General features: G+C 42.4%; 23 protein-coding genes. All 23 read right to left on the reverse strand.

The window, feature by feature from the left end; genetic code table 11:
* Window positions 1-281 precede the first annotated feature (281 nt).
* The 23 genes from RWX26_RS04830 to RWX26_RS04940 all read right to left on the reverse strand — a co-directional run bounded on the left by RWX26_RS04830 (window position 282) and on the right by RWX26_RS04940 (window position 25,067).
* A complete protein-coding gene (locus RWX26_RS04830; protein ID WP_314579722.1) occupies window positions 282-800 on the reverse strand; it encodes an AAA family ATPase in 519 nt (172 codons plus the stop codon).
* Window positions 801-949: 149 nt separating this feature from the next.
* A complete protein-coding gene (locus RWX26_RS04835; RefSeq protein WP_002894155.1) occupies window positions 950-1,174 on the reverse strand; it encodes a helix-turn-helix transcriptional regulator in 225 nt (74 codons plus the stop codon).
* 2 nt (window positions 1,175-1,176) lie between these two features.
* Window positions 1,177-1,773 carry a DUF3796 domain-containing protein gene (locus RWX26_RS04840; RefSeq protein WP_314579725.1) on the reverse strand — a complete coding sequence of 199 codons (597 nt, stop codon included), beginning with the start codon at window positions 1,771-1,773 and terminating at the stop codon, window positions 1,177-1,179.
* A 197-nt stretch (window positions 1,774-1,970) separates the two neighbouring features.
* Complete coding sequence (locus RWX26_RS04845) at window positions 1,971-3,005, reverse strand: SepM family pheromone-processing serine protease (RefSeq protein WP_314579728.1); 1,035 nt, start codon at window positions 3,003-3,005, stop codon at window positions 1,971-1,973.
* Window positions 3,006-3,056: 51 nt separating this feature from the next.
* A complete protein-coding gene (locus tag RWX26_RS04850; protein WP_002894163.1) occupies window positions 3,057-3,947 on the reverse strand; it encodes a hypothetical protein in 891 nt (296 codons plus the stop codon).
* 48 nt (window positions 3,948-3,995) lie between these two features.
* On the reverse strand, window positions 3,996-4,910 hold the full coding sequence (locus RWX26_RS04855) for a hypothetical protein (protein ID WP_314579903.1): 915 nt from the start codon (window positions 4,908-4,910) through the stop codon (window positions 3,996-3,998).
* A gap of 164 nt (window positions 4,911-5,074) precedes the next feature.
* Window positions 5,075-5,674 carry a glucosaminidase domain-containing protein gene (locus RWX26_RS04860; RefSeq protein WP_125338610.1) on the reverse strand — a complete coding sequence of 200 codons (600 nt, stop codon included), beginning with the start codon at window positions 5,672-5,674 and terminating at the stop codon, window positions 5,075-5,077.
* Between the two features lie 34 nt (window positions 5,675-5,708).
* Window positions 5,709-6,521, reverse strand: a complete 813-nt coding sequence (locus RWX26_RS04865; protein ID WP_314579733.1) for a prepilin peptidase — start codon at window positions 6,519-6,521, stop codon at window positions 5,709-5,711.
* On the reverse strand, window positions 6,518-7,582 hold the full coding sequence (locus RWX26_RS04870; RefSeq protein WP_314579736.1) for a hypothetical protein: 1,065 nt from the start codon (window positions 7,580-7,582) through the stop codon (window positions 6,518-6,520). Before RWX26_RS04870 ends, RWX26_RS04865 begins: the two co-directional genes overlap by 4 nt.
* 7 nt (window positions 7,583-7,589) lie before the next feature.
* Window positions 7,590-8,678, reverse strand: a complete 1,089-nt coding sequence (locus RWX26_RS04875) for a hypothetical protein (protein WP_125348693.1) — start codon at window positions 8,676-8,678, stop codon at window positions 7,590-7,592.
* Between the two features lie 55 nt (window positions 8,679-8,733).
* Entirely contained in the window at window positions 8,734-10,473 is a 1,740-nt protein-coding gene (locus RWX26_RS04880; protein ID WP_314579741.1) for an MFS transporter, read from the reverse strand.
* A 264-nt stretch (window positions 10,474-10,737) separates the two neighbouring features.
* The gene (locus RWX26_RS04885; protein WP_314579743.1) at window positions 10,738-12,324 is read right to left on the reverse strand and encodes a hypothetical protein; all 1,587 of its coding nucleotides are present in this window, start codon (window positions 12,322-12,324) and stop codon (window positions 10,738-10,740) included.
* On the reverse strand, window positions 12,308-12,889 hold the full coding sequence (locus RWX26_RS04890; protein ID WP_002908286.1) for a PilN domain-containing protein: 582 nt from the start codon (window positions 12,887-12,889) through the stop codon (window positions 12,308-12,310). The genes RWX26_RS04885 and RWX26_RS04890 overlap by 17 nt, the downstream gene beginning before the upstream one ends.
* A complete protein-coding gene (pilM, locus tag RWX26_RS04895; protein ID WP_314579746.1) occupies window positions 12,889-14,301 on the reverse strand; it encodes a pilus assembly protein PilM in 1,413 nt (470 codons plus the stop codon). Before pilM ends, RWX26_RS04890 begins: the two co-directional genes overlap by 1 nt.
* Before the next feature lie 40 nt (window positions 14,302-14,341).
* Window positions 14,342-15,805 carry a type II secretion system protein gene (locus tag RWX26_RS04900; RefSeq protein ID WP_314579749.1) on the reverse strand — a complete coding sequence of 488 codons (1,464 nt, stop codon included), beginning with the start codon at window positions 15,803-15,805 and terminating at the stop codon, window positions 14,342-14,344.
* A gap of 12 nt (window positions 15,806-15,817) precedes the next feature.
* On the reverse strand, window positions 15,818-17,206 hold the full coding sequence (locus RWX26_RS04905) for a VWA domain-containing protein (RefSeq protein WP_314579751.1): 1,389 nt from the start codon (window positions 17,204-17,206) through the stop codon (window positions 15,818-15,820).
* A gap of 17 nt (window positions 17,207-17,223) precedes the next feature.
* Window positions 17,224-17,718, reverse strand: coding sequence for a hypothetical protein (locus RWX26_RS04910; RefSeq protein ID WP_002899602.1), 495 nt, complete (start codon window positions 17,716-17,718; stop codon window positions 17,224-17,226).
* A gap of 140 nt (window positions 17,719-17,858) precedes the next feature.
* Window positions 17,859-18,311, reverse strand: coding sequence for a prepilin-type N-terminal cleavage/methylation domain-containing protein (locus RWX26_RS04915; RefSeq protein ID WP_002899600.1), 453 nt, complete (start codon window positions 18,309-18,311; stop codon window positions 17,859-17,861).
* Window positions 18,312-18,427: 116 nt separating this feature from the next.
* Window positions 18,428-18,901, reverse strand: a complete 474-nt coding sequence (locus tag RWX26_RS04920) for a prepilin-type N-terminal cleavage/methylation domain-containing protein (protein WP_314579756.1) — start codon at window positions 18,899-18,901, stop codon at window positions 18,428-18,430.
* 169 nt (window positions 18,902-19,070) lie between these two features.
* The gene (locus tag RWX26_RS04925) at window positions 19,071-20,297 is read right to left on the reverse strand and encodes a type II secretion system F family protein (protein WP_314579758.1); all 1,227 of its coding nucleotides are present in this window, start codon (window positions 20,295-20,297) and stop codon (window positions 19,071-19,073) included.
* Window positions 20,298-20,300: 3 nt separating this feature from the next.
* Window positions 20,301-21,365, reverse strand: coding sequence for a type IV pilus twitching motility protein PilT (locus tag RWX26_RS04930; protein WP_011837691.1), 1,065 nt, complete (start codon window positions 21,363-21,365; stop codon window positions 20,301-20,303).
* Between the two features lies 1 nt (window position 21,366).
* Window positions 21,367-23,049 carry a GspE/PulE family protein gene (locus tag RWX26_RS04935; protein ID WP_002928468.1) on the reverse strand — a complete coding sequence of 561 codons (1,683 nt, stop codon included), beginning with the start codon at window positions 23,047-23,049 and terminating at the stop codon, window positions 21,367-21,369.
* 1,124 nt (window positions 23,050-24,173) lie between these two features.
* On the reverse strand, window positions 24,174-25,067 hold the full coding sequence (locus RWX26_RS04940) for a cation diffusion facilitator family transporter (protein WP_314579761.1): 894 nt from the start codon (window positions 25,065-25,067) through the stop codon (window positions 24,174-24,176).
* Window positions 25,068-25,154: the final 87 nt, after the last annotated feature.

Here is a 25,154-nt window from a genome sequence, read left to right on the forward strand (position 1 = left end):
TATATAGGACTTATCTATGAAATTTTTTGATGAAAATTACTCACAAGAAAGACCTACTCGTAGCAAATGTTTAAGAAAAAAGTATAATTTAAAGCAAACCGACTTGGACTATAAAGAAATTATTTTCTAAGATATTACCAAGTTTGTTGATGATTTGTTTTACCACTGCTTCAGCTCTATTATATTTAGAGATTTAGAAACTGTAGATAGAAGTGAAATAATTGAGATAAAGAAAAGCCTTTGAAATCAGTATTTCAAAGGCTTTTTTCTTTTATTGACATTTAAACTAAAAATCTATCTTCTGTTTTTATGAGATTCACAGTTTCTTTGATATCTAAATGATCCGTATAAAGTAAATAGTCTGGATTAATATTTTTGGCTAGAAACTCATTTCTAGATTTGATTGATAAGTCACCCGTTCTTTCTATTTCCTCTCTAGATAGATCCCTTTCTTTAAGCCTTTCTTCTTCTGCCAGCAATACACAGTATTTTAATCTTGTTTGTCTAGCCTTTAAAAAATCTGTAATTTTTTTGATTTGTTCCTCAAAGATGACATATTCTATGATGACTGTCATACCTCTATCAAGTAAATTACTGGTAAGGCTAATGATATTATCCCAGAATAAATCCATATAGTAGCCATCGTCTTCCCAAGGTGCTACTAAGCCGCTTTTAACCATTAAATAAATCATGTCGCCTTCTATCACAGCACTCTTGTCAAAAGAATAGGCTAATTCTTTACTGACACTGCTTTTTCCAACACCTGGAGGACCCGAAATGATATAAACACAATTTTCCAACCTAATACCTCTATAATCTACATACTTGCTCATATTATAGCATTTATTGGAAAAAGATAAAAACGCTGATTCATTTACAAATGGAATACTCTAAGCAGCAAACTGCCTAGAGTATTCTCGTTTATGTCACTAGCAGGTCTCGAAAAGAATTAAGCCTCCTCTTTCTGTCTGAGTTCAAAGAGGTCTTCTACTTTCAGATTGAAGACTTGAGCAATTTTGAGAGCCATTTCCAGCGAAGGATTGTAACGGTTATTTTCCAAGTGCAGAATTGTCTCTCGCCGCATGCCGATGCGGTCGGCTAGCTCCTGCTGGGTCATGCCCATGGACTCACGAACAGATTTGAGATTGGTGATAATCTTGCTTTCTTTGGCCATGGTTATCCTCTCCGTTCTAAGATAAGATAGACAACCGCAAAGATGCAAATCAAGGCAGCTATGCTAATAAAGATCTGCCCCATGTAAAGAGTGAGAGAACCCATGTACCCAATGATAACTGCTAGGATCATCAGTGCACCTAGTATAAAAACAAACATCAAGCTAGCTGCCTTAGCTAGATTAGCATAGAAGCGTTCGTCTGGAGTTTCCTTGACATTTTTCAAAGAGAAAAAACCAAATACAATCGCTTCAATAACGAGGCCAACTCCCAAAATCCATTCTTTAATGCCCGTTCTTTCGCTTGGGGTCGCAACCCAAATCCCTACTGTATAAAAAATGGTTGCTGCAAACAAAAGCATCGTGTAAAGCTTAGCAGACAAGTCAAAAATAGTCTTTCCCTTACCTTTCTGACTCTTATGAGGCCATGGTTTCATGTGCAGCCAGCCCCAAATAGCTACAATCTGACCTAACACTGAAATACCAGCAATAACTAACTTGGGTCCCCAACTAAGATTAGAACCAAATAAAACAGTAAAATCAATAAAGAGAGCTGCGGCAATCATTGCAATGAGGCCACCCGTTTTTTGACCTTTTTTCATGATAGACTCCTTTCCTTGTGTTAGAAATATTTAACACTCTTTATGTTATAAATATATCACACTTCAATTTGGAAAGCAAGAATTTATGTGCCAAGGTGGCAATTATTTGAAAAAATTCTATAATAAAAGCCCTCGCCAGATAAATAACTAGCAGGAGCTTGTGTTTCTATTGACTATTCATAGAGTAGTAAAGTCTCTTATTCCATCTCTCTGAGATAGTTCAAAGCTTCGTTGAAGGTTTTGACAGGGACGATTTTCATTTTACTCTTGATTTTGATAGAAGCACGAAGTGCCTCATGGTAGTTAGAACGCAGCTTGGGATTGTACTGGGCAATATCGGCGTCAATGGTATCATCAGGAACAAAGAAAATCTCAGCGCCTGCCTTATCTGCAGCCATAACCTTCATCTCTATCCCACCAATCCGGCCAACATTTCCCTTGTGGTCAATCGTTCCAGTACCAGCAATAGCTTTTCCTTTGGTAATATCTTCAGACACGAGCTGATTGTACAGCTCTAGACTGAACATGAGGCCACCAGAGGGACCTGCTACACCATTGCTCTTAAACTTCGTCAGAGGATTCATGGCAACACTGGCTTTGGAACCTAATGCAATCCCCAAACCAGGCTTACCAGTTGTCTCATCCACAATCACAGGACCGCTAGCCAAACCGATTACACCATTACGGCTGTACTCAATTGATACCACATCGCCAACTGGCCGCTGCTCCATCTGATCGACAATGTCGTATGGGCTAGTGTAACTCTGATTGTCAATCTTTAAAATCACATCACCTTTCTGCAGCTCCTGAGCTAACGGCGTCTCTTGGCTGACAGCATCCACGAAAATCTCTTTATGTCTAATCTCAACAGTACGACCAGCTGCTTGATAAGCTACCTGCAAGGCATTGAGATGGGAAGACCCCATAGTGCTGTTCTCTCGCTCTTCCCGTCCCTTCTCCTTATCAAAATAGTTTTCAGGTACAGAGACATACTCTGTTTCCAGCCTATAATTAGGCAGCAAAGTTAAAAAGAGGCTGAACACCCGGGCATCGGAAACACCGACAGCCATGACATAGATTTTACCTTTTCCTTTATCAGTTCCTCCTTGAACTTGGACAAAGTCTTTGGCATTCAAAGCCGGCCTCACGGTCTCTAATTCATAAGGGAGAGGAATAAAGCCAATCCCAGTTAGCACCAAAGCTGTTATTAAGATTCTTGTTACTGATTTCATATCCTTCCTCTTGTTTCTATCAAGTATTGTCTGGTCTTGCTACTTCCTAAATTAATCACCAAAATCCACCACTTCTGCATCATTTTCCATCAGAGTATCGGCAAAAACTGTCCGAACAACCAGAACAAATACACAGTAAAAGCTACTGAAAACTAGGACAGGAATCATCTGGATCAGGCCAAGTAAATCATCCAGTTCACCCAGCAAGGGACCAATATACTGCCTTATCAGATCCATCAGGAGATGAGTGCCCAAGCCAATCAGCCCACCAAAAGAAGCTAGAAAAAAGCTGAGCAGAACATAACGACCCCTGCGCTCCTTCATCAGCAGGACTGACTTTCTCAAACAGCCATAAAAAGAAAGTGGCTTGGCCAGATTGTCTCTTGAGCTAGTATCCTGAATGATATAAGACAGCAAAAAGAAGTGCGAATCAACCAGATAAGTGAAGAGCAGGTAAAAAACCATGAACAAGAAAGGAAAGAGAAACTGGAAAATCACAATGGCCTCTGGACTTACTGCTCTCCGATAAAAGGCAAAGAGACTAGCCACCCCAAGATTGATGCCGATTGCCGACCAACCCATGTACAAAATCAGAACCTGGACTGCACTGACAATGAAGGAATAAAAGAGGCGAGTAAGCAAGCCATCTGAGATACTGTACCAAACTGCATAGCCAAAATAGAGCTTAACCATCTGCGGATTTCGTATCACTGTCAAGGCAAATTTATTGACGTAAGCAAAACCGAAGGCAATTATAAATGCCAAACAAGTCAAGACTAAAATGGACCGGTAAGACCAACTCGAAACCAGCGGAAAAAGAAACCAGCCCAGCACTGCAAGCGGGATTCCGACCAGCAAAAGGCCTTTCAGCCAGACAAAATAATATTCTGTAACAAAAATCCAAGCTTCTCTGAAAACCCTTGTTACTTTTACATCATTCATCGTTCATTATCCTAAATCCTAAAACCCTTTCTAATTTTTTCATAAATATTAATCTCCAAAATTAACTATTTCCCGATCATAAGACATCAGGATGTCGGCCATAACCGAGCGAGCTGCCAAGGCATAAATCAGCAAAAAGCCATTTATCATACTAACAATCATTCCCACAACATTAGACACGCCATCGCCAAAAAGTAAACTCAAAACTTCTATTAGACCCAATACTACAGGAATAAGCTTTAAGACAAGCTCTACCAGTAAGTAACGCCCCCTCTGACCATTCATACGAGAAAAGGACTTGCCCAAGCTGCCAAAGGCTGACAGAGGACGCAAGAGGTTATCAGAGGAGTTGGTATCCTGAATAATATAAGGCAACAAGAAGAAGTGAGAGACGATAAAATAACTGTAAAACAAATGGAATACCAAGTTAAACATTGGTGCTATTAAAAAAAGCAGGAAGAGCATGCTAGCTATCTTCTCTTGATTTTTTGCAACCCAAATCATCCAAGTTCCCATATTCTCTCGAAAATTTGCATCTGGCATCAAGACATTATAAAAGTATACAAAAAGAAGTAATATAGCCAAGAAAAAGATGAAGACATAAATAGACATAGAAAGCAAACGCCCAAAAAAGCCATCAGAAATACTGTAGCCAACAGCCCTCCAGAAGTTTCTTCGCACCATCTGCGGATTACGAACCATGGTCAAGGAAAACTTATGGATATAAGCAATCACAAAAGAGCATAGAAATCCCAGCAGAATTATACTTGGAAGAAATGTAGAAGTCCATGGAGAAAAAAATAGAATTAACAGCCCCAGAATAAAAAATGGCAGTTGAATGATAGCAAGCCCTGCTGTCCATACAAAAAAGTAATCAACAGTCAGTCCCCAGGCTTCCTTTAACACATCGCTTACGTCAAACTTTTTTTTCATAAATCCCCTAATTAAGTCATTTTTCGCCAGAAAAGACGATGTAGATGTCACAGAAGCAATTTTTTGTTTTTTAATCCCGAGAGGATGATTAGGAATTTTTAGAGCCCCAGAGAGCAGCAAAAACTCCGTCAATCGCCTCACCAAGAAATTCTTCCTATAATAAAGCAAGCTGAGACACGATTGTCCCAGCCGCCTTAACCTTTTTTCAAAAAATTTCGAATACGAATCATAATCTTACTTGACCAAGTTTTGTCAGATGCGTATCTTACATTGATAGCAGCCATGCTCTTACCATTGTAGAACTGACCGCCAGGCTTGAGATAGTGCTCGCTGAGATAGCGGGCAACGGTATCTATACCATCGTCAAATGTTGCGAAATTTCCTGCGCTGGAAAAAGGACTGGAGTCATAAGCCATGAAACCAAACAGGTTGTGCTTGGCCTGAGCAATCTGACTGCGGCCGTAATCCGATTCGTGAATAGCCAGCCCTACGAGAAAAATTGCATTAACTCCATGATCTTTCTCTGCTTTTTTGAAAGCTTTTCCCAATCCAGCCATCGGTGTGCCAGCCAGACGACTATCAATGAAATCGGCTGACACTGTGCTTGGCACTGTTACATCTTCTGAAAAGACGACTGCTCCTGTTTTCTTGGCCTGAAACTGATCTGATACCTGCACTAAAGACGGATCCAGACTGGCCTTTTCATTTGCCGCTAGGTGGCTGACAGGCAGTACACTGCCTGAAAGAACAGTAGCTGTCGCTAATGCTATGATAACTTTTTTCTTCCTAAACATTTTTTTATCCATTTCTATTGTCGCTTTTAGTTTCCTAGATTCCTCCCCAGAAATATAGGATGACCGCCATGATACTCATAGCAGGACCAAAAGGGACTTCTTCTTTCAACTTAAATTTGAATTTCTTAAAGATGGTTGCGATTAAGAGAATCGCTCCAGCCACAAAGAAAGAACCATATCCCAAAATCAGCGTATTCAAGGGGCTAAACCAACTGCTCAGGGCAGCTAAGTAGAGAATGTCTCCCATCCCGAAGGCCTCTTTCTTGTAATAAGCCTTGGCCCCAAAATAAATGAGAGAGTAGAGACCAGCGCCGACTAGCAGCGAAAAGAGCAGTTCCCAATTGAACTCATTGGTAAAAAACGTAACAGCCATACGGCCCAGCCAGAAAACCAGCAGAACCGAGTCCGAGATGTACTGAGTATCAAAATCGATATAACCGATAATGAGACAAAGTGACACCAAAAGACAGGCTGAAGCAACCATCCATGGCCCCTGATCTTGAAAGATCAGATAAGAGGCCAGCCAGAGCAGACCCGTCAGGAGCTCCACAATGAGATAGCGCGGTGAAATCGGCTCCTTACAGTGCTTGCATTTAAAGCCCTGCATGATAATCGACACAACCGGAATCAGCTCCACCGAAGTCAAGACATGGCCGCAGGACGGACACATAGACCGACCTTTGGCAATGCTCTTTTCCAGTGGCACACGGTAGATGACGACATTGAAAAAGCTCCCAAATACGACACCTAATATAAATACTAAACTTGCAATCATAATTTTTCCCTTTTTATACTCTTTGAAAATCTCAGGTGACGATGTCAAACTTCGACTTCCCTTGAGTATCACTTAGATGCCAGAATGATGGATACTTGCCCCTCCTCCAAACTTAATGAAAATACCATATCTGTTTCTGTATTGTTTTGAATGGTCAATTCGGTCAAACCTTCAGCCGGCGTTCCGACGTTGAAATACTGTCCTCGATAGGAAATAACATTGGTCCGTGAAAAGGCGAGCTGCTGAATGGCATCTATAATCTGCTCAGCACCCTGACCGTAAACTTCTTTATTATCCTTGCCCTTGACTGGCAGATATCCAGACTCTGCATTCAAAGCGCCCAGCAATTCTGAGATAGACTTGGTCTCGCCAGGAGCCAAGTAAACATTCTGCAGCTTGTAAAAGGCTGTCTTCATGTTTTGAGCTTGGGCAGCGTTGGTCGGCAGTGGTACTTCCTTACGCTCTATAAAGTGCGTATATTGGCTCAGAAGCTCACTCTGATCTTCTGCTTCGACAGGCGTACTCTCAACCTTGACATCATCAAATTTACCAGTCTTGGCAATCTCCTCAGATGCTTGGATAAAAGCAGCAGGGTCAATCTTATAGCCATTAGACTTGTCTCCCACCTTTACGTTAGACTCGCCGTCCATGACCAGATGATTGGTCGTTGGAAGCTGACTGAGAACATCAGGATGGGCAGCTAAGACATCGTTTAAAGGTCTAAGCCAAAAGAGTCGATTGGGATAGATGGAAATCTGTAGATTTTCCTTGGTATCGAAAAACGGTGTAAACTTATCCCAAACTGTCTTGGCTGAAATATTATCCAGCCGCTTGAGCTCTTCTTCTGTGAAATAGCTCAGTCCTAAAAAGCGCATATCTACAGAGAAGTGTTGCCCAGTAGTCAGCTGAAAAGTCGCCTTATAGGGCAGTTCTCTGTAAACTTCAATCTCAGCTTCGCTCCGAGAGCGAACCTTCATAGAGGGACGGCCATTGATACTCAGGTCAATCGTTGGATTAAAGACAAAAATGACATAAAATAAACTACCCAGCAGAAAGGCAGCAAGTGTCGCTGCTGGAAGTAGTTTTTGATATTTTGATGAAACCTTTCTTTTTCTTCTTGACATGAATCTCATCCCAACCTTATACTACGCATTCAGCTAAGCGGATAAGGAATTTACGGTCGATACGGCGAAGAAAATCAATGATGTCATCAGAAACAGTATCTCCGGCATTCAGGATAACTCCTCCATCTGCATTAACAAGATCTTTTTGCAGTGTTTTGCCTACCAGAAGACGTTTTTGCTGATCGATAAAGTCGTTAACAGCTTTCTTTGCTGCAGAGTCTTCCTCAGCAACTGGCGCTGTGCTGATAGTTGTTTCTACTTCCTCAGCAGGGGCTGCCAATACTTCTTCCAAAGCAGCATCCAGACTCAGTGCTGCATCTGTTTCTTCAACTTCTTCTTCAGCTGGAGCTGTCATTTCTTGTACCAAATCTTGGACTTCTGGTTCTTCTGCTGTCTCTACGACCGCTTCAGAAAACTCCAAGTCAGAAGCAGCAGCTCCCAGACCTACAGCAGCCAAGGCCTCTGTCAAATCTGTCGCTGCTTCTTCTTTTACATCCACTTTTTCATCTACAACTGGCTCGAATACAGGTGCTTCAGCAACTACTTCCTCAATTTTTTCGGCAGGTTTTGCAGCTTCAGTCTCATGGAGCAGATCTGCTGCAGCCAGACGACCCATCTCTACATCTGCTTCAAGATGAGGAGCTGTCTTTTTTTCATCATTGAGGATGATGTACTCTTTACCAATCATCAAGATGCGTGATTTAGGAATCTGAATTTCCTCGCTGGCATCTTCAGAATTAACCACCAAGTAGCCAATTTCATTCTTTTCGTCAATGTGATAGTCAACAACAGTTCCCACCTTGTTTCCATCAATGGTAATGACGATTTCGTCAAAGATACTGCCCTGTTTGTCGTTCAAGACCTTCAGGTCAGCTTCTTGCAGTTCTTGAAAGACTGAGCTGTTTTCTACCATGACCGCAAAGTCACCGATACCTTGGATGTTCTTGCTAGACAGCAAGGCAAAAGGCTGTTCAGACTGCTTTGACTTAATGACAAAAGTCAGATTGACTCCCTCGTCAACAAAGACTTCATGGACTTCACCCAGTCCCATCCCTTTTTCAATCTCAATGACAACGGTCCCTGTGATTGTTTTACAACTTTTCATAATTTCCCCTAAAACCCTTCTAATTGATTACTATCAATTGTATGTTTATATAGTATTAATTTTTCCCGATTTTGTCCAGCATGTTGAACGCTTCTTGTCGAAGATTTTGATCTGAGCTGCCTTGGACAATCTCTTTCAGGTAGCTCTCAGCTTCTTGAACTGCATTAGAAGCCAATAATTCCTGACTTTCCAGTAGGAGGAATTGGAAATAGACTTCTTTATCTCCCGCAGTTGCTGCAGCTGGTTGTGCTTCTGCTGCTTCCTCAGCCTTGAGGATGTCTGTAATTTTCTGAAGTAAATCTTCTTCTGTTTCATCTGCAGCTGGAACGACCGGAGCTGCTTTGACTTGTGCTTCCTCAGCTTTGAGGATGTCTGTAATTCCCTTGAGCAGGTCTTCTTCTGTCTCATCTGCAACTGCTTCTTGAACAGCCTCAGCCTGTGTCCAAAGAGTGTCTTCAGAAACTGATTGAACAACCGCTGGTTCAGCAGCTTCTTCAAATTCAAACGTTTCAGCTGCAGGTTCGATGCTACTTTCTTCCTCCCAAGCCTCTGCCACTTCAGCAGTCAAATCTTCCTCTTCAGATCCCAACAAATCGTGCTGAATCTGGCTGAGAATATCTTGATAACCCTGAATATCAGCACGATCACGGCTAACCATAGACTCTTCAGTAGCAGAAAATTCTGGCTCTGCAGCTGCTTGACTGAAGGCGGAATCCATCTTAGCTTGTGGCTCAGTGTCTGAGTCAGCAAAGAAGAGAGATTCTAAGCTGTTTGCTGCTCTCGACTCTTCTGCTCTAACTGGCTTGATATCTCCCGTAGCAGCAAAAACATCTTCCAGGCTGTTGCCTCCTACTTCTTCTGCCACTGGCTGCTGAGCTTGTTCTTGCTCAGTGAAGAATTCTTCCTCATCTTGAGAAACAACACCTGTTACCTCAACTGCTTGCGGTCTGAAGTTGCCATAGCTAGACTCCGTATAGGACATCGGTCTAATCTTAGACAGAACAGCTGTTTCAAAGGCTGGATCATCTATATCTGTATAGCCTTGATTGCCGGCTGCATTTGCTTCCGTAGGCTGAATCAGAGAGTTGGCTACCTTAATCTTAGTAGAGCCCTTGCGGTGATGAAGCAGAGACTGCAAAAATTCATCATTGGCCTTTTGTGCGCTGTGGTCCATACCCACCATGCCGACCTCAGCTGCCGCTAGCTGACTGTTTGGCTCGTATTCTCCAAAGGCAGGAGCTGTAGCCAAGTTATCAACAGGGTAGAGAGGTTTTACTTTCTCAAATCTTGTCATATCCTTTTTGATAGAACGGTCTGCTAGGGTGCGACCAGAAGCAGATACCCTCTGCCTTGCCGGACTTTCCTCAGCCTGAACCCTTTCTTTACTTTCCTTTCTCATCCTACCGGTTGAAGCATTGGAGAAGTTCAAATCCCTAGCAGATGACAAGCCTGCGCTCGTCGCTTCCGCTTTCTTGCGTGTGCTCTTGGCATGCTTCTGGCTTCTGCTTCGCGCTGAAGCAGTTGCTCTCTTCTTGACTGGAGCTAGCTCCTGTGAAAAGAGCAGCACCATATAGACTGCCAAGGCCAAAGCACAGAGCCCAACAAAGGCTATGCCGGGAACTTGTTGAAAGAGGAATGGAGCACCAATCGCAAATAGCATGACCCATACTACGAGAAAAAGGCGCTTTATTAATGAAATCCTAGAAACAAATAAAATGCTAATCGTATGCAGCGCTATAAGCCCTGCTCCAAAAGGTAAAAAATATGCCATTTGAATATTTTCGACACCCCCCACTTTCTAAATGATATTAAACTTTTTCAATGCAAAACCAGACTTGATTTTGTTTTTCCATAAACTCCATTAAAACCCAAAATAGACTCGGGCGTCTATTCTGAGTTTGCTTGTATTATACTTCAAATATCTCTATGTTTTAGTTTACTATAAATGCACCGTGAATACTAGTCTAATAACTTGGTTTTTAGCATTTTTTTAAGAAAAATTTACTCATGCTCTTGAAATTTTAAACCATAGACTTATTTGGTGTTTTTTCAAAGTGTTTTAGCTAACCACCAAGTTGTTCACAGATAGGTTATCCAGCTTCATAGTCGTTTCAGGGCTTTCTCCGCTTGGAGTTTCGAAGTAGTAACCCACAATAGTCATTGGATAGCTGAATCCTGGAATGTTTTCAGGATCGAAGCTAACTTCGCGCCAGCCAGTCCAGCTGTTGGGACGAATGACGTGAAGGTAAATCTTCTGCCCACTGGCATTCTTGACAATCAAGCCAATCTTGCCCTGCCATTGATTAGACAGAGATAGGGAGAAGCTGATAGCATCCGGCTTATTGTTCAAGGATACATACGGTGCTGCAAATTCCATTTCATACATAGTAGAAGACTTGGTTGCTGGAATCTTAACTACATTGGAACCTGAACCCTCAAGGAAGTCCGTATTGTCAACCGTCACATCATACTGATTGCTGCCGCCTGACTGAATCAGCTTCAGTGGTGATTCAAAGCGGTAGATAGTTGATGAATTGTAATAAGCTGACAGACCATCGTTCCGACTAGACTGAGTGCTAAGCTGCTCCAGATAAGATGGAGCTAGATTGGTACTGCTGTTAGCATTCGCGCTGCTAGTTGTATTGGTTGTTGCGGCCCCCAAACTGCCCTTATTGCCAGTTGCATCTGTGCCGCCACCAGCTGTTGTTACAGATATAGAGCCTGCCTGCCAAGTCGGAATCGCAAATGGAGACTCCCAATTAGCAAACTGAATAGGTGTCTTATCGACATTGCTCTCTAAGGTCACATAGCGCTCGACATCTTTAACCTGATAGAAACGCAGCTTGATTTTACCGCTGGTTAGATCAGGATTTTTGTTTTCCTCCGTGCTAGACAGGCTTTTCTTTCCGCCCAATTCCAGCTCGCTGGAAACGATTTTTTGTTGATTGCCATCAATTAATTCCAGCAATTTCAGAACCTGTGTATAAGTTCCTTCGAACTCAATGTCCGCTGTCATCTGCGTGATGTTGGTATTATTGGTCGTTCCGTTCCCTGGTGTCGCTGTATTAGCTGCAGTTGTTGTTGCAGTATTCGCATCTGATGAAGAGCTGCTGCTAGATGAAGATGAGGACGATGTACCAGACGAGCTAGAAGTCGTATTGGATGAAGAAGACGTCTCACTCGAGCTTGAACTGCCAGTCGTACCAGAAGAGTTGGAGTTTTGCCCCTTGGACGAAGTCGCAGCCAATCCATCCTTCTGGAGTTCCAACTCTGTGCTCTCAGTGTAGTTGACAGACTTGAATTTAATACCGCTTTCGTTGACCAACTTGTCAATCAAGAAGATGAATTCCCCTTGATTGGTCGTACCATAGTATTTCTTAGCCTGATCCAGAGTCTTAGCATTCAGAGTTTGGAGCTGTTTGGTAAGAGACTTCCTCTGACTAATCTTGGCATTCTTGCCTTCCAACTCTGTCGAGATAGTTGCATGCTCTTCAGCTAACTGCGCCATCCGTGTATAAGAATTTGTTACCAGATACCCACCACCAGCAAGTACCGCTACTCCTCCAACACAGGCCAACAATTTCTTGTCACGCTCATTTAAATTACTCAGGATTTTTTTCTTTTCTTTCTCATTTTTGCTCTTCATTGAAATCTACATCCTTCGTCAAAATTTTAATGTTAAACTTGTACACTGTATTGTTATCCTTTTCCTCGCGAGTAATGTTGTCCACAAAAATATGGTTAAACTTCTCAGACTTACGAAGCTCTTCCTCAAACTTAGCGATAGAAAGATGCTCTTGAGACGAACCATTGATTTCTACATTGTCGTTATTAATCTTGATATCGTCAAAGACCAAGTTTCTTGTCACATTTTTATTAAGGAAGTCCATAAAGGCTTTGTTTACTCGGTGCAGGCGGCGGAAGTCGCCTTCTAGGCTGGTAAAGAGAAGTTCGTCATTCTTGACCGTAACAATCTTATCTTCAGTCTCAGAGACTGCCTTCAGCTCTTGAGCCATCTCTGGACTCTTGAGTGTCTGCTCCGCTCGGTCAATCTCGCCTTGGAGGTGCATAGCGCTAAACTGGAAGAAGCCAATCAGCACAATCATAATCGCTACAATCCCTGCAAAAGCGGAAATAGCAGCAAGTTTCAGTGGACTGGTTTTAGCCGGTGCCACATGATATTTTGAAAAGTAGTTTAAATCTCTCCGCATTAGTTTGCTCTCCTAATCAACATGGCTGTAGCCGGAATGAACTCCGCATTAAACTCGGCAGAACCGTCCCACAGTACATTCTCATAATCTACATTATCAATTGAGATGAATTCCCGATTCATGGTCTGCTTCAGAATAGCTGCCAACTGCCAGCAAATGTCCTGGTCTCCAAAGACATAGAAACTGTCAATGTTAAGGCCAGTTGATCCGCTAAAGAAGTTTTCAGTATTGAGAATGTGGTTCTTAGCATCAGCCACCCACTCATCCAAGGCCCTCTTCAAGAGACCTGTATCCAGATCATCTGAAGCCACTGCTGGAAGCTTTTGCAAAAGACTAGCATCGTCTGCATAGCTCAGGATGTCCTTGTAGCCACGATTGAGATAGTTGCTGGTCACAAACTTGCCTTCTGAGTAGAGATAAACACCGATGAAGCTCTTGCTCAGATGTACCATGCCGACATTTTCCTTGGTCAGCTTCTTGGCGCGATTGTTAACCGCCTGAACGCGTTCCAGCCATTTTTCAAAGGTATTAGACTGAAGGTCAAAGACATAAGGTGTTAGCTTCAAATTCTCAGCCAAGCCCAGATATTGCTCTACCACGCCTTTTGGCACAGCATAGACCATGAGTGAGCGAGTATCTTCATCAAGCGGAAAGGCTGAATTAGACTCCTGCTCTTGGAACTGGATAACATAAGAAGTCGGATCAATATCCAGATATTGCTGGAGCTCGTAAGATACCAAGCCCTCAATATCCTCATCATTCTGCACACTAGCTGCCACATCAACCGAACGGGCGATGATATTGGTATTGCCCAGAGCAAAGAAAGCGTACTTAGCAGTGATCGCATGCTGCTCCATCAAGTCGCTGATAATATTTTTGAGAGTAATCGGGTCGATAATCTCACTATTCAGTACAACGCCTTCTGGCAGATTGGCAGATGCCATCTTGATAATCTCCAGCTCATTGCGCTTCTGTCTAGCAACAACCAGATAGACTGATTCGTCAGTGAAGTCAATGGCCATCAGATTACCCTTGATTGGTTTACCAAACATAGTGTAAGGCGCATGCATTCTAGTGACCGGTTGGCTCGCCGCACCACTGCCTTTCTTAGCAAAAAGCGAACGATTACCAGACTTAGCAGGCATGTCATCACTGTCACTATTCTTAGAAAAGAGCGGCTTGTTGAGCTTGGTTAAGAAGCTCCCTTTTGCTGTTGACTTTTCCTCATCGTCAAAGTCTTCTTGACGATCTGACTTGATCTGAACTCCTTGAATAGATAAGTGTTCTTTATGTTTCCCTTTTGATGAGAAGAGCGGTTTATTTAATTTTCCTAAAAATGAGCCTTTTTTCTCATTATCTTCTTCGTCCAAAGCTCTTCTGCGCCCCTTGGACGAAAACATATTTTTTGCCATAATCTCCTAATCTCCCTTATTTTTCCTAAAAACTATTTCCCTATTGGCTCGCCTTATACTTATCGCGGAAGTATTCAGCAAGTTTTTGTATATTGCTGTTATTCAGACTTTCAGTATAAACTGCAAACTCATTAATGTAAGTATTGCCACCAAAGATAATCTGACCACTACTAATATTATGCGTCGTTCTGTTTCTAGTCAGCGAAACTGTTTTATTATAGACTGATTGTCCATTGATAAAAATTTCAATCCCTAAAGAGCCATTCTTCGCAGCACTACGCACTTGTATAGAATTATCATTACTATAGTCTAACTTAACATTTTGTATATATTCCTGACCACCGTTATTAGCTGTAGTTGTATCTACTGTTTTAATAGCAATTCTACCATCGTTTTCCAGATTAATCCCCCAAGTTAGTGTATCATCTAGTTTATAGGTTAGAAGCGGTCCGGTCTGCTGACGATTCCCAATCAATACAGAAGTCGTATAGCCATTATTAAAATTATGATTACTAAACTGCATCGTACGACCATCAAGTGCAATTAGCTGTCGAGCTTGGTTAATTGCAGGCTCTTTGTAATTCAGAACAGGGATGGTCGCACCATAAACAACATCATTAAAATAATCTCTTACTTCTGTATTAGTATGTGACTGATTATCAGTTGGTATAAGCGAGGTAGTATTCCCATTCTTTAACAGAGCCAAGTCAGCATCCGTATGAAGACGCAAGTTTTGTGTAACTGGCAGACCCATAATCCAGATACGGTCAGCTTCCTGATAATTTCCTACCCGTCCATAAGAGTTAATGGCTCGAGCAGCAAAAGTCAGGTACTTCCCTCTCATATCATCTGTAATATGTATCCCGGTTTCTAACTTTGATAATTGTTTAAAATCTGTCGGCATTTCTGGAAAAAGCGTCTGAGATATAGTGCCGTCACCTTTTTGACCTATCGTTCCCACTGGGACAATGCCAGACACCCCTTGTCCTATAGCACGATCACTTAGAAACCATCCAGATTCTGTGTAAATCCTAGTTTTACTCTTTTTCTTACTATCAGCTATATCTACTTTACCGCCGGGAGTCGTTATCCCCATACCAGCATAATAATACCTTTTCCCATTAGGGATAGTAACCTTCATATCAGGAAGTCCCAGCGGGGTTTCGATTGCATTAGCAGCAAAAAGATGGATTTTTTTGATTCTATCATTATAAGACAGATTTGTACCTTTTACATCAATACTCTGCTTGGTTCCATTGCCGATTTGGTAGGTAAAGGTTTCAACATCCGTTCCCGTACCTTCGTGTTTCTTGCTTTCTGCCAGTTGTCTCTCGAAAGACTCCTGAATATCAAAGTTGATAGCATTCTGACTTCGCTGACGGAGAATATTATTAAAACTCCCAGAAAAGAAGGTCAAGAACCCTGCCGCAATAACTCCAATCAGAATCAGAGAAATCAAGACTTCGACCAGTGTAATCCCTCTGTGTCTCTTTAATCTTTTCATCTCTGCTCCTTTCTACGGCCCTGATACAAACCACAAATCCTGTTGAATCTGCTTTTTAATGTCAGAAAAGGTCTTTTGCAAAGCTTCTTCATTCGTAGCTGATACATATTTAGTCTCCATACCACCCTCGCCAATCCTATCTGTCAAGCTTTGACCATAAGCGATTTCATGGTTCACACCAGAAAAACCAATCACATTGACCCGCTTAACACCAAGGCCAAATTTTTTAGACACTTCTCCAGCATAAGCAATAGAGTTTTCACGCGTTATGGAGTCTCTAGAATACAAATCATAACCCAGACGACTATACTCATACCCTAAAGTTGGGGACAGATCATAAATAGGATTGTTAAAAGTTACACGACCAGCTCCCTGGCTAAGATCTACTCTATTGCCAGCGTACAAGGCCCTTGAATCTACTAAATAAGCATTAGGTATGCCATCTGTCAATAGAACTATATATTTAAGCTGAGCTGGTTGAGACTGCAGACTAATCATCCCATAGCGAAGTCCGTCCCCTGGATTTGTAACACCATCCGGGTTTAAATTTTCACTTTTAGTTATGGTGTTTATAATAGTATTTGTACCGTTATCTAAATTAGAAAAATTTTGTTGAATATATTTTGCTGAAGTAGAGAAGCCCACTAAGTTCACACTAATATTCCCAATTTCCGCAAGGTCCTTGATCATGATTACGGATTTCTTTCGTAGAATATCCATACGACTCTCATTACCAGTTTTTTTAACATTTCTTCCCTGCAAATCCCAATCCATGGAACCAGATGTATCAAAAACAAAAGAAACGGCAATATTCATCTGCCCTTGAATAGGGTCAGTTCGATAAGCAATAGCAATCCCTTTCTTGCCTTTAGCAACTTTAGAGAAGACCTGCTTAGTATTAAGAGCTGATATAGCTGTATCAATGCCTAACTTGTTATTGGTATCTGGATATTTCCCTGTCAGATTATAGCTAATCAAGCGGTTGTCTTGATAAGCGCCCTCTGTCTTAAACTCCAAGTCCAACTTCATATTGTAGAGAGATTTGGTTCCCAGCTCGCTGACATCCCAGTCCTGTTTTTGCTTGTTCCAGACATAGTTCATGACCTTCTTGCCATCCGCAGATAGGCCGATATAGCTCCATTCTCTGCTTAGTCCTTGCTTGGAACCTTTGAACTTGCTGTCATCCAAGACAAAGATTGAAGTTGCCTTACCAACGGTTCGATCCACATACTGCATGGAGGTTCGCATTTCTGCTTGGATACTTGCTTCACGCTCGATCAATTCTCGGCTGGAAAACATGGTGTTAAATATAACACCAATGATGAGTGCTATCATGCTCATCAACATGATAGCCATAACCATTTCGACTAGGGTAAAACCTTTTTGTATTTGTTTCATCATTCCTACCTAATTTATTTTTACTTCTGCGCCGATCTCAAATGTCCTTCTTCCGAGCGAATTCCTTTTGTGTCAAAGTTGAAGGTTACAATATGCTCGTAATAGTCATTACTGCCAGCTAATTTTGACTTCGATTTAATCGTGATATTATAATTTTCTGGACCAGTCAAACCATCTACAAGCTGTCCATTCATCTCGATTTCTGCTACACTGCCATCCTTAAAAGTGTGGGTTGACTTAATCGGCTCTGTTGAAGGATCCACGTTATGGGCCCTCTCGTCAAACTCTGCATAAACCGATGAAGGATTGCCATCAACAGGGTCTAGATAGGCACCCCATGCCAACTGCGTTCCAGAAGTCGCTGTGTACTTAGCTTTGAGATAGTTATACATGCGTTGAGTCTGGCTTTGCCCTGTATCTACGATAGAAGCCAAAATCCCAATCATAGCTACCAACAGCACAATGGTTACAATAACCATGGGCAAAGTAGACCCTTGTCTTTTTTTCCCTTTCATTGATAATATCTCCTAGTTTTCTCTTTTGATATTGCCAAAATAGTTGTCATAGTCTGACAACTACTTTGGTAATATCCGACTACAAAGGTAGTCGGATAAGAGTTAATTTTCTAACGAATTACTCAAATTAATTCAAGTTATTAGTTTGAATTTGCACCAGCTTCAGTCCAGTTGTACGTTAAAACTGTCGCCTTAGCCTTGCTATCGCTTGGAGTAAAGGTTGAAGTTAGTGTGTGTTTAGCTGGATCAATGACGTGAGCTGGACCATTTTTATCTTTAGCCAGCGCTTTCTCAATACCATCTTCATTTTTGGCATTTTTAGACAAGTATGGTGCCAGTTTTGCCAAAGTGATTTCACCTGGGTTAGTTGGATCGTCCTGAGCTCCGATATAAGACTGGATAGCTGATACCAACTCACGGTGTTCAGACTGGATACGGCTCTTACGAGCGTTATCTTGGAAGGAAGTGATAGCTGGGATCGCTACAGCTGCGATGATGGCGATAATGATGATTACTACAATCAACTCAACCAAGGTAAAACCTTTACCTTTTTTCTTTAAATCCTGACGGAATTTTTGCAATTTGTTTAACATATGTATTTTCTCCTAATGTTTTTATAATATAGCAGCTTAACTGAAGCATAGTTTCTAACTTTTTTATTTTTCTCAAATGCAGGGTTTTACTACATCTTATTTAGATGATTTGACAATTAGTTTGAGTTTACACCTTTATTCGACCAGTCGTAGGTCAAAGTAGTAGCATTTCCTCCATTGCTTGGAGTAAAGGTAGAAATCAATTTATGGTTAGCAGAATCGATTTGGTGAGCAGAGCCTGGTGCACTTGTGCTAGAATCTCCACTTTTATCTTTAGCCAGTGTGTTTACAATACCGTCTTGATTTTTTGCATTTTTAGACATGTATGGAGCTAATTTTGCCAAAGTGATTTCACCTGGATTGGTTGGGTCGTCCTGAGCTCCGATATAAGACTGGATAGCTGATACCAACTCACGGTGTTCTGATTGGATACGGCTCTTACGAGCGTTATCTTGGAAGGAAGTAATAGCTGGGATAGCTACAGCTGCGATGATAGCGATAATGATAATTACCACGATCAACTCAACCAAGGTAAAACCTTTACCTTTTTTCTTCAAGTCCTGACGGAATTTTTGTAATTTGTTTAACATTTTGAATAGATCTCCTGTTTTTTCATAATTTTTACTATTTTCGCCCACAGGGGCATTTGTTTTGTTCCTAGCTGGGAGACCCTACAAACTCCCAACATCAGAACGGTTTCCTAACTTTTTGTGCAGAGCAGTTACCCTGCTATCTCCTAAACTTTTCTGAAGCGCCTTCTTACTGATCAGCTCCAGCACCTGCATCCACAGCGTGAGCAAGCTCAAACATTGGCAACATTACTGAGGCAACGATACCTCCGATGATAACCCCCATAACGATAATCATGGCTGGCTCCAAGAGTGAGAGCAGCTGCTTGATCGCTGTTTCAAGCTCTTCTTCATAATAATCTGATGTCTTGACCAGCATGGACTCCAGAGACCCGGACTCCTCACCGATCTTGACCATAGAGAGCATCATGGGTGGGAAGAGACCGGTTGCGGTAATCATCCCTGTCAGACGTTCCCCTTTTTGCAGACCTTCATTAGCGATCTTCATCTTTTCAATGACGACGGCGTTGTTGGTTGTCGCAGCAGCAGACTCAATAGCCTCGACCAGAGGGATACCTGCACTGGTCAGGATAGCCAAGGTACTGGCAAAGCGAGCAGTAACAATCTTCTGCATTGGCCCCTTGATGACCGGCAGATTAAGCTTGAGCCGATCCAGTTGGTAGCGGCCTGCCTCTGTGCTGCGATAGCGCAGGAAGAGGAAGACCAGAATCCCTGCCACACCGAAGAGGATGTACCATGAAGAGCGGACAAAGTTACTAGCTGCTAGTACGATACGCGTTGGCAGTGGCATGGCCATCCCACTCTGCTCAAAGATTCCTGAGAAGCTTGGGATAACGATATAGAGTAAGGCCAAGACTGCTCCTACAGCTAGAAAGGCTAGGACTGCGGGATAGATCATAGCTCCGCGAATCTGGCGACTGGTCTTGAGCTCTTTATTATAGTGCTCAGACATCTTTTCCAGTACCTCGTCTAGCTTACCAGTCTTTTCACCGGCCTGCACCATACGAATCAAGAGATCGGGAAACATCCCTTCCTGATCCAGCATGGCCTTGGACAGCTGACTACCTTCTTTTAGGCTCTTGCTGACGATTTTAAGGCTGGACTTGAGATTCTTTGAAGTAGCCTGTTGCTCTAGGATATCCACTGCATTATTGAGGGGAATCCCTGACTCCAGCATAACTGACATCTGCTTACAGAAAAGCGATATGTCCTTGAGCTTGATCTTCTTGCTTTGGAAAAGGACAATCTCCTTAGAGCCCATGACCTTTTCTTCGACACTGATTGGCTTCCCTTTGAGACGGATCCGATTGACGGCGTCAGTCCGGTTAGGAGCATCTACCTCTAGTGTGACGACCCCTTGCCGAGTGTCTAAGTATTTACAAACATATACTGTCATGCTCTAGTACCCCACTATTCCTAGGGATTTTTCAACTTGAGCGCGGTCTACTGAGTAGGACAGCAGTGTTCTTTGATCGATGACATTGCGACGGTAGAGTCCCATGAGCGAAGTGTCCATAGTAATCATGCCTAGCTGAGCCCCTGTTTGGATTGGCGTCAGCAGCTGGTGGGTCTTCCCTTCGCGAATGAGGTTGCGAATAGCGGGTGTTCCCAGCATGATTTCAAAGGCAGCCACACGACCTTTGCCGGTCGCTGTACGCATAAGCTGCTGCGATACAACCCCTTCCATAACGGCGGAAAGCTGCACACGAATCTGCTCCTGCTGCTCGGCTGGAAATACGTCAATAATCCGGTCCATGGTGTTTACGGCACCGACCGTGTGGAGAGTTGACAGGACTAAGTGACCTGTTTCCGCCGCACGCAGGGCGATTTCAATCGTTTCCTTATCCCGCATCTCACCGACTAGGATGACATCCGGGTCCTGACGAAGTGCACCGCGGAGGGCATTGCCGAAGCTCTGCGTATCCGCTCCCAGCTCACGCTGGTTGACCAAGCACTTATTATGCGTGTGCATGTACTCGATCGGATCTTCAATCGTGATGATGTGCTCGTCCCGCAAGCTGTTCATGTAGTTGATCATGGTTGCCAGGGTCGTTGACTTTCCGCTTCCTGTTGGTCCGGTAACCAATATCAGACCCCGGCGTTTCTCAGCTAGCTTTTTGATAACTGGTGGCAATCCCAGAGATTCCATAGATGGAATATCTTTGGGAATGACCCGCAAGGCAATCCCACAGTTGTTTTTCTGCTTAAAGATATTGACCCGCAAGCGATAGCCATTATCGACCTCGTAGGCACAGTCCACTTCACCGACTTCTAAAAGATGAGCAATCTGCTTCTCATTTAAAATATGCTTGGTGAAGCGAACCGTGTCTTCGTTGGTCAAAATTGTATTGTTGAGTTGTGTTAACCTCCCGTGCAGACGCATGCTTGGCTCAGCGCCAACCGTGAAGTGGATATCTGATGCACCCGCTTCAATCGCCTGCTTAATTAACTCATCCAAATTCATCCTAAACTTCCCCTTCTAGACTGAAGGCAATCTTCATTGCTTCTTCAATCGTTGTAGTCCCCTGTTTTGCGATATCAATGGCCTCCTCCGCCAAGTCTCGCATACCATTTTTCTTAGCTTCTGCCCGAAGCTGTGACGTTGTTCCACCATCATTAATTAGTGATTTAATCTCCCTTGTCACTGCCATGATTTCGTGGATAGCTATACGTCCATAGTATCCCGTACCGCTGCAGTAGTTGCAGCCGCGTCCGCGATACAAGGTGTCTCCCTTGTGAATACCGATACCTGCATGTTCATTTGTTTCTACAGTATATTCAGTCTTACACTTAGGACAGATGCGCTTAATCAAGCGCTGTGCGATAATACCGACAGTCGCCGTTGAGACCAGATAAGGCTTGATGCCCATATCGACCAAACGGTTGACTGTACTAGCTGTGTCATTGGTGTGGATAGTCGAGAGAACGACGTGACCAGTGATAGCGGCCCGAACCGCGATACTAGCTGTCTCTTCGTCCCGAATTTCCCCCAAGAGAACGATGTCCGGATCCTGACGCAGGATACTTCTCAAACCACTCGCGAAGGTCAGTCCAGCTTTGTTATTTACCTGAACTTGGTTGACCCCTTCCAATCGGTACTCAACCGGATCTTCAACAGTGATGATATTTTTTCCTACATCATTGAGCTCACGGAGCGCTGTGTAGAGAGTGGTCGTCTTTCCGCTTCCTGTAGGACCGGTCAGCAAGATGATGCCTTCTGGCGCCTTAAGAATATCCTCAAAGAGTTTCTGATTGGTCGGCGAGAATCCCAACTCCTCTTTACTGAGGAGGGTTGCATTCCGGCTCAAAATCCGAATAACGATTTTTTCACCGAATACAGTAGGCAAGACTGAAACCCGCATGTCGACTTCTTTGCCGTCGATGGTTGTCTCAATCCGTCCATCCTGAGGAATCCGCCGCTCAGCGATGTCCAGACCACTCATGATCTTAATCCGTGTCGCAATGGCTGAGTGAGCATTGGCTTTCAACTGCATGTTTTCCACCAAGGTCCCGTCAACCCGGAAACGAACACGAACAACTTTTTCAAAGGGCTCAATATGGATATCGCTGGTCCGCGTCTTGATTGCCTGACTGATAATCGAGTCAATCAAACGTACAACCGGAGCGTTTTTGATTTCGAGATCTTCTTCAACGATCTCTTCATCCACATTAAAACCTTCAATTTCGGTCGCTGCCTGTTGGGCTTCTTCTCCTTTGGAATAGTATTGATCGATATACTTCTCAATATCATCCCGAAAAGTTACATAAGGTTCTACCGCCATCTTAGAGACGATTTTAACGTCATCTAGGGCGATATAGTTGCTTGGGTCTGCCATCGCAACTATTAACTTGGGTTCTTCTCCCTCTTCTCCATCTGTGAAAGAGATCGGAATCAATCCATGACGTTTAGCAACTTTTTCTGAAACCTTCTCGACAGCTTCCTTTTCTATCACAAACTGTGATAGATTGACATGAGGTACACGATAGTAGTAACTCATGACTTTCAGCATATCTTCTTCTGTCACATAGCCCTTGCTGATTAGATATCTCTCTAACTGCATGTTTGATTGTGGCATATCTTGAAGAATTTCTTCTTTTTGAGCTGCCGTTATCAGATTGAATTGAACCAATATAGCGATTAGTGCCATTTGTTTCTCCTGTCTGTGATTTTTTTGTAAAAATCCTTCAATTCTTTCTATGCGTTAATAGATAACAGCTTTCTTAAAAAAATCTCCCTCGCTTAAAGCTTCCTTTAAGGTTTCTTTAAGCTTTTTAAGTTAGGCTAGTACATGGAAAATTTACCAATAGAACCAAACTTAATGTTTTAAGTTAGATGCTTTGAGCAGTATCTCCATTTGATAAACCTAGCAAACAGTCCTTAAAACAATCCTAGGATTGATAAGGGGCGTTTTAGATTTGTCAAAAGGGGCGCAAAAAAGCAGATGCCAAAAACATTTGTTCTTGCGTTCTTAAATACTATACAAAGCAAGTTCTCTTGCAAAATTTCTCATGCTTTTAGATGCAGGTTAAACCGTGTGTGTGTGAAGTTGGTTTAACCCGAATCATCAAGCAGCCAGTGCCATAAGATAAGAATTCTTATCTTATGGTTTTTCTTTTTACCGATATGCATATTGTGGTAGGAAATGCTAGGAACAAAAGCTTTATTTGCTTTAAAAAACATTTACCTATCACAGTATATGACATAATTGACATCTTGTCAACAGGTTTGCCTCGAAAAAAATGATTGCATTTAAAAAAATGTTTAATTTTGATAAAAGCTTGTTATATCAACGTTTCTAACGTTTTTTTAATAGCTTCTTTTCTTTCAAAGTTTAAAAAACAGCAAAATTTTTAAGGGAATTTCTCCCCTTTACTACTACTTTTTCAACCTTCAGATGGACAGTGTGACAGCATCTGTCTTCTTCTAATCGGTAGTCGATATGCTTAGGAAAGGCGCTTCAGGACAAGGCTTAGCAAGCTTTGCCTGTTTCTTCCTACTCAATAGTATATGCTAAAGAAAATGCATTGTCAATACATTTGCATTTTCTAAGAGGTAAAACCACCCTAAAAATGCACAGAGTGTTTAGCTTGTCTATTTTTTATAGAAAAATCACAAAATCAAAAAGCTAGAATTTTCAGACAGGGAAATAGAGGAATTAAATAAGAAGAAAATCATAAAAATAGAACCAGTTAAGTGATGAAAATTAGACTGTAAAACGAAAAAACAGCCCGAAATATCGGACTGCAGAGATATAGTTTATAGTAGCACTATTTAAGTATGAAGTTTTAAATCGCCTTCTCCACCTATACACCACTCTTCATGTTCTTCCAAGCTGCTATCCGTCTGGATAGTGATTTTGGTGATGCCATAGGCCTGCAGTTCTTGACGCAGGGTGGCTTGGGTCTCGGCCAGCAGCTCTGGATTTTCAAGACAGATATGGATCATGGCAAATTTTTCCAAACCGTCTGTAGTCCAGACATTGAGCTGAGTAATAGTCTGAACGTTTTCAACCGCCAGAATTTCCTGATAAAGCTGGCTCAAATCAATATCGCTTGGGATGTGATCCAGAAAGATCTTGATGTTTTCCCAGAACTTAGGCAGGGCCTTGCTAAGAATGAAGCCTGCAATGAGCAGGGAGAGCAGCGGATCTAGAAAATACCAATCGGTAAAGCGCAAAACAATAGAGACCAGAATAACAGCCACCCAACCCAAAATGTCCTCTAAAAAATGAAGACTGAGAATAGACTCATTATGACTGTGTCCATGGCTATGTCCATGACCGACCACCTTGCTGGCTGCTAGATTGACTATAATGGCGAAAATACCCAGCACCAGCATGCCGTCATAATTGACCTTTTCAGGCGCAAAGACCTTGGGTACATTTTCGATAATCACCAAGGTCGAGCCGACCAGCAAGATGACCGAGGTCAGCAGGGCTCCCAAAAGGCTGTAGCGCTTATAGCCCAGAGTGTATTTCTTGTCTTCTTTTTTATTAGAAATTTTTTCAAAAAGGGTGGAAAGTCCGATGGCCATCGCATCTCCTGTGTCATGCACGGCATCGGCTAATACAGCGCTGGAATTGAACATGAAGCCAAAGATAAACTCAAGAATGGCAAAGGAAAAGTTTAACAGAAAGGCAATAGTCATATTTTTACTAGATTTCACGGCAGCCCCCTTTCAGTTTAGCAAATTTTATAGTATAATGTAATCAAAACGGAACACCTTGTTCAGTTTTTCTTCATCTTTATTATC

Origin of the sequence: uncultured Streptococcus sp. (genome assembly GCF_963536705.1) — a bacterium.
Taxonomy (GTDB): domain Bacteria; phylum Bacillota; class Bacilli; order Lactobacillales; family Streptococcaceae; genus Streptococcus.

Excerpts from the sequence above, each read along its gene's own strand:
- RWX26_RS04835 (WP_002894155.1), bottom strand. The coding sequence starts at position 1,174 with ATGGCCAAAGAAAGCAAGATTATCACCAATCTCAAATCTGTTCGTGAG.
- RWX26_RS04840 (WP_314579725.1), bottom strand. The coding sequence starts at position 1,773 with ATGAAAAAAGGTCAAAAAACGGGTGGCCTCATTGCAATGATTGCCGCA.
- RWX26_RS04845 (WP_314579728.1), bottom strand. The coding sequence starts at position 3,005 with ATGAAATCAGTAACAAGAATCTTAATAACAGCTTTGGTGCTAACTGGG.
- RWX26_RS04850 (WP_002894163.1), bottom strand. The coding sequence starts at position 3,947 with ATGAATGATGTAAAAGTAACAAGGGTTTTCAGAGAAGCTTGGATTTTT.
- RWX26_RS04860 (WP_125338610.1), bottom strand. The coding sequence starts at position 5,674 with ATGTTTAGGAAGAAAAAAGTTATCATAGCATTAGCGACAGCTACTGTT.
- RWX26_RS04870 (WP_314579736.1), bottom strand. The coding sequence starts at position 7,582 with ATGAGATTCATGTCAAGAAGAAAAAGAAAGGTTTCATCAAAATATCAA.
- RWX26_RS04875 (WP_125348693.1), bottom strand. The coding sequence starts at position 8,678 with ATGAAAAGTTGTAAAACAATCACAGGGACCGTTGTCATTGAGATTGAA.
- RWX26_RS04885 (WP_314579743.1), bottom strand. The coding sequence starts at position 12,324 with ATGAAGAGCAAAAATGAGAAAGAAAAGAAAAAAATCCTGAGTAATTTA.
- RWX26_RS04890 (WP_002908286.1), bottom strand. The coding sequence starts at position 12,889 with ATGCGGAGAGATTTAAACTACTTTTCAAAATATCATGTGGCACCGGCT.
- pilM (WP_314579746.1), bottom strand. The coding sequence starts at position 14,301 with ATGGCAAAAAATATGTTTTCGTCCAAGGGGCGCAGAAGAGCTTTGGAC.
- RWX26_RS04900 (WP_314579749.1), bottom strand. The coding sequence starts at position 15,805 with ATGAAAAGATTAAAGAGACACAGAGGGATTACACTGGTCGAAGTCTTG.
- RWX26_RS04905 (WP_314579751.1), bottom strand. The coding sequence starts at position 17,206 with ATGATGAAACAAATACAAAAAGGTTTTACCCTAGTCGAAATGGTTATG.
- RWX26_RS04910 (WP_002899602.1), bottom strand. The coding sequence starts at position 17,718 with ATGAAAGGGAAAAAAAGACAAGGGTCTACTTTGCCCATGGTTATTGTA.
- RWX26_RS04915 (WP_002899600.1), bottom strand. The coding sequence starts at position 18,311 with ATGTTAAACAAATTGCAAAAATTCCGTCAGGATTTAAAGAAAAAAGGT.
- RWX26_RS04920 (WP_314579756.1), bottom strand. The coding sequence starts at position 18,901 with ATGTTAAACAAATTACAAAAATTCCGTCAGGACTTGAAGAAAAAAGGT.
- RWX26_RS04925 (WP_314579758.1), bottom strand. The coding sequence starts at position 20,297 with ATGACAGTATATGTTTGTAAATACTTAGACACTCGGCAAGGGGTCGTC.
- RWX26_RS04930 (WP_011837691.1), bottom strand. The coding sequence starts at position 21,365 with ATGAATTTGGATGAGTTAATTAAGCAGGCGATTGAAGCGGGTGCATCA.
- RWX26_RS04935 (WP_002928468.1), bottom strand. The coding sequence starts at position 23,049 with ATGGCACTAATCGCTATATTGGTTCAATTCAATCTGATAACGGCAGCT.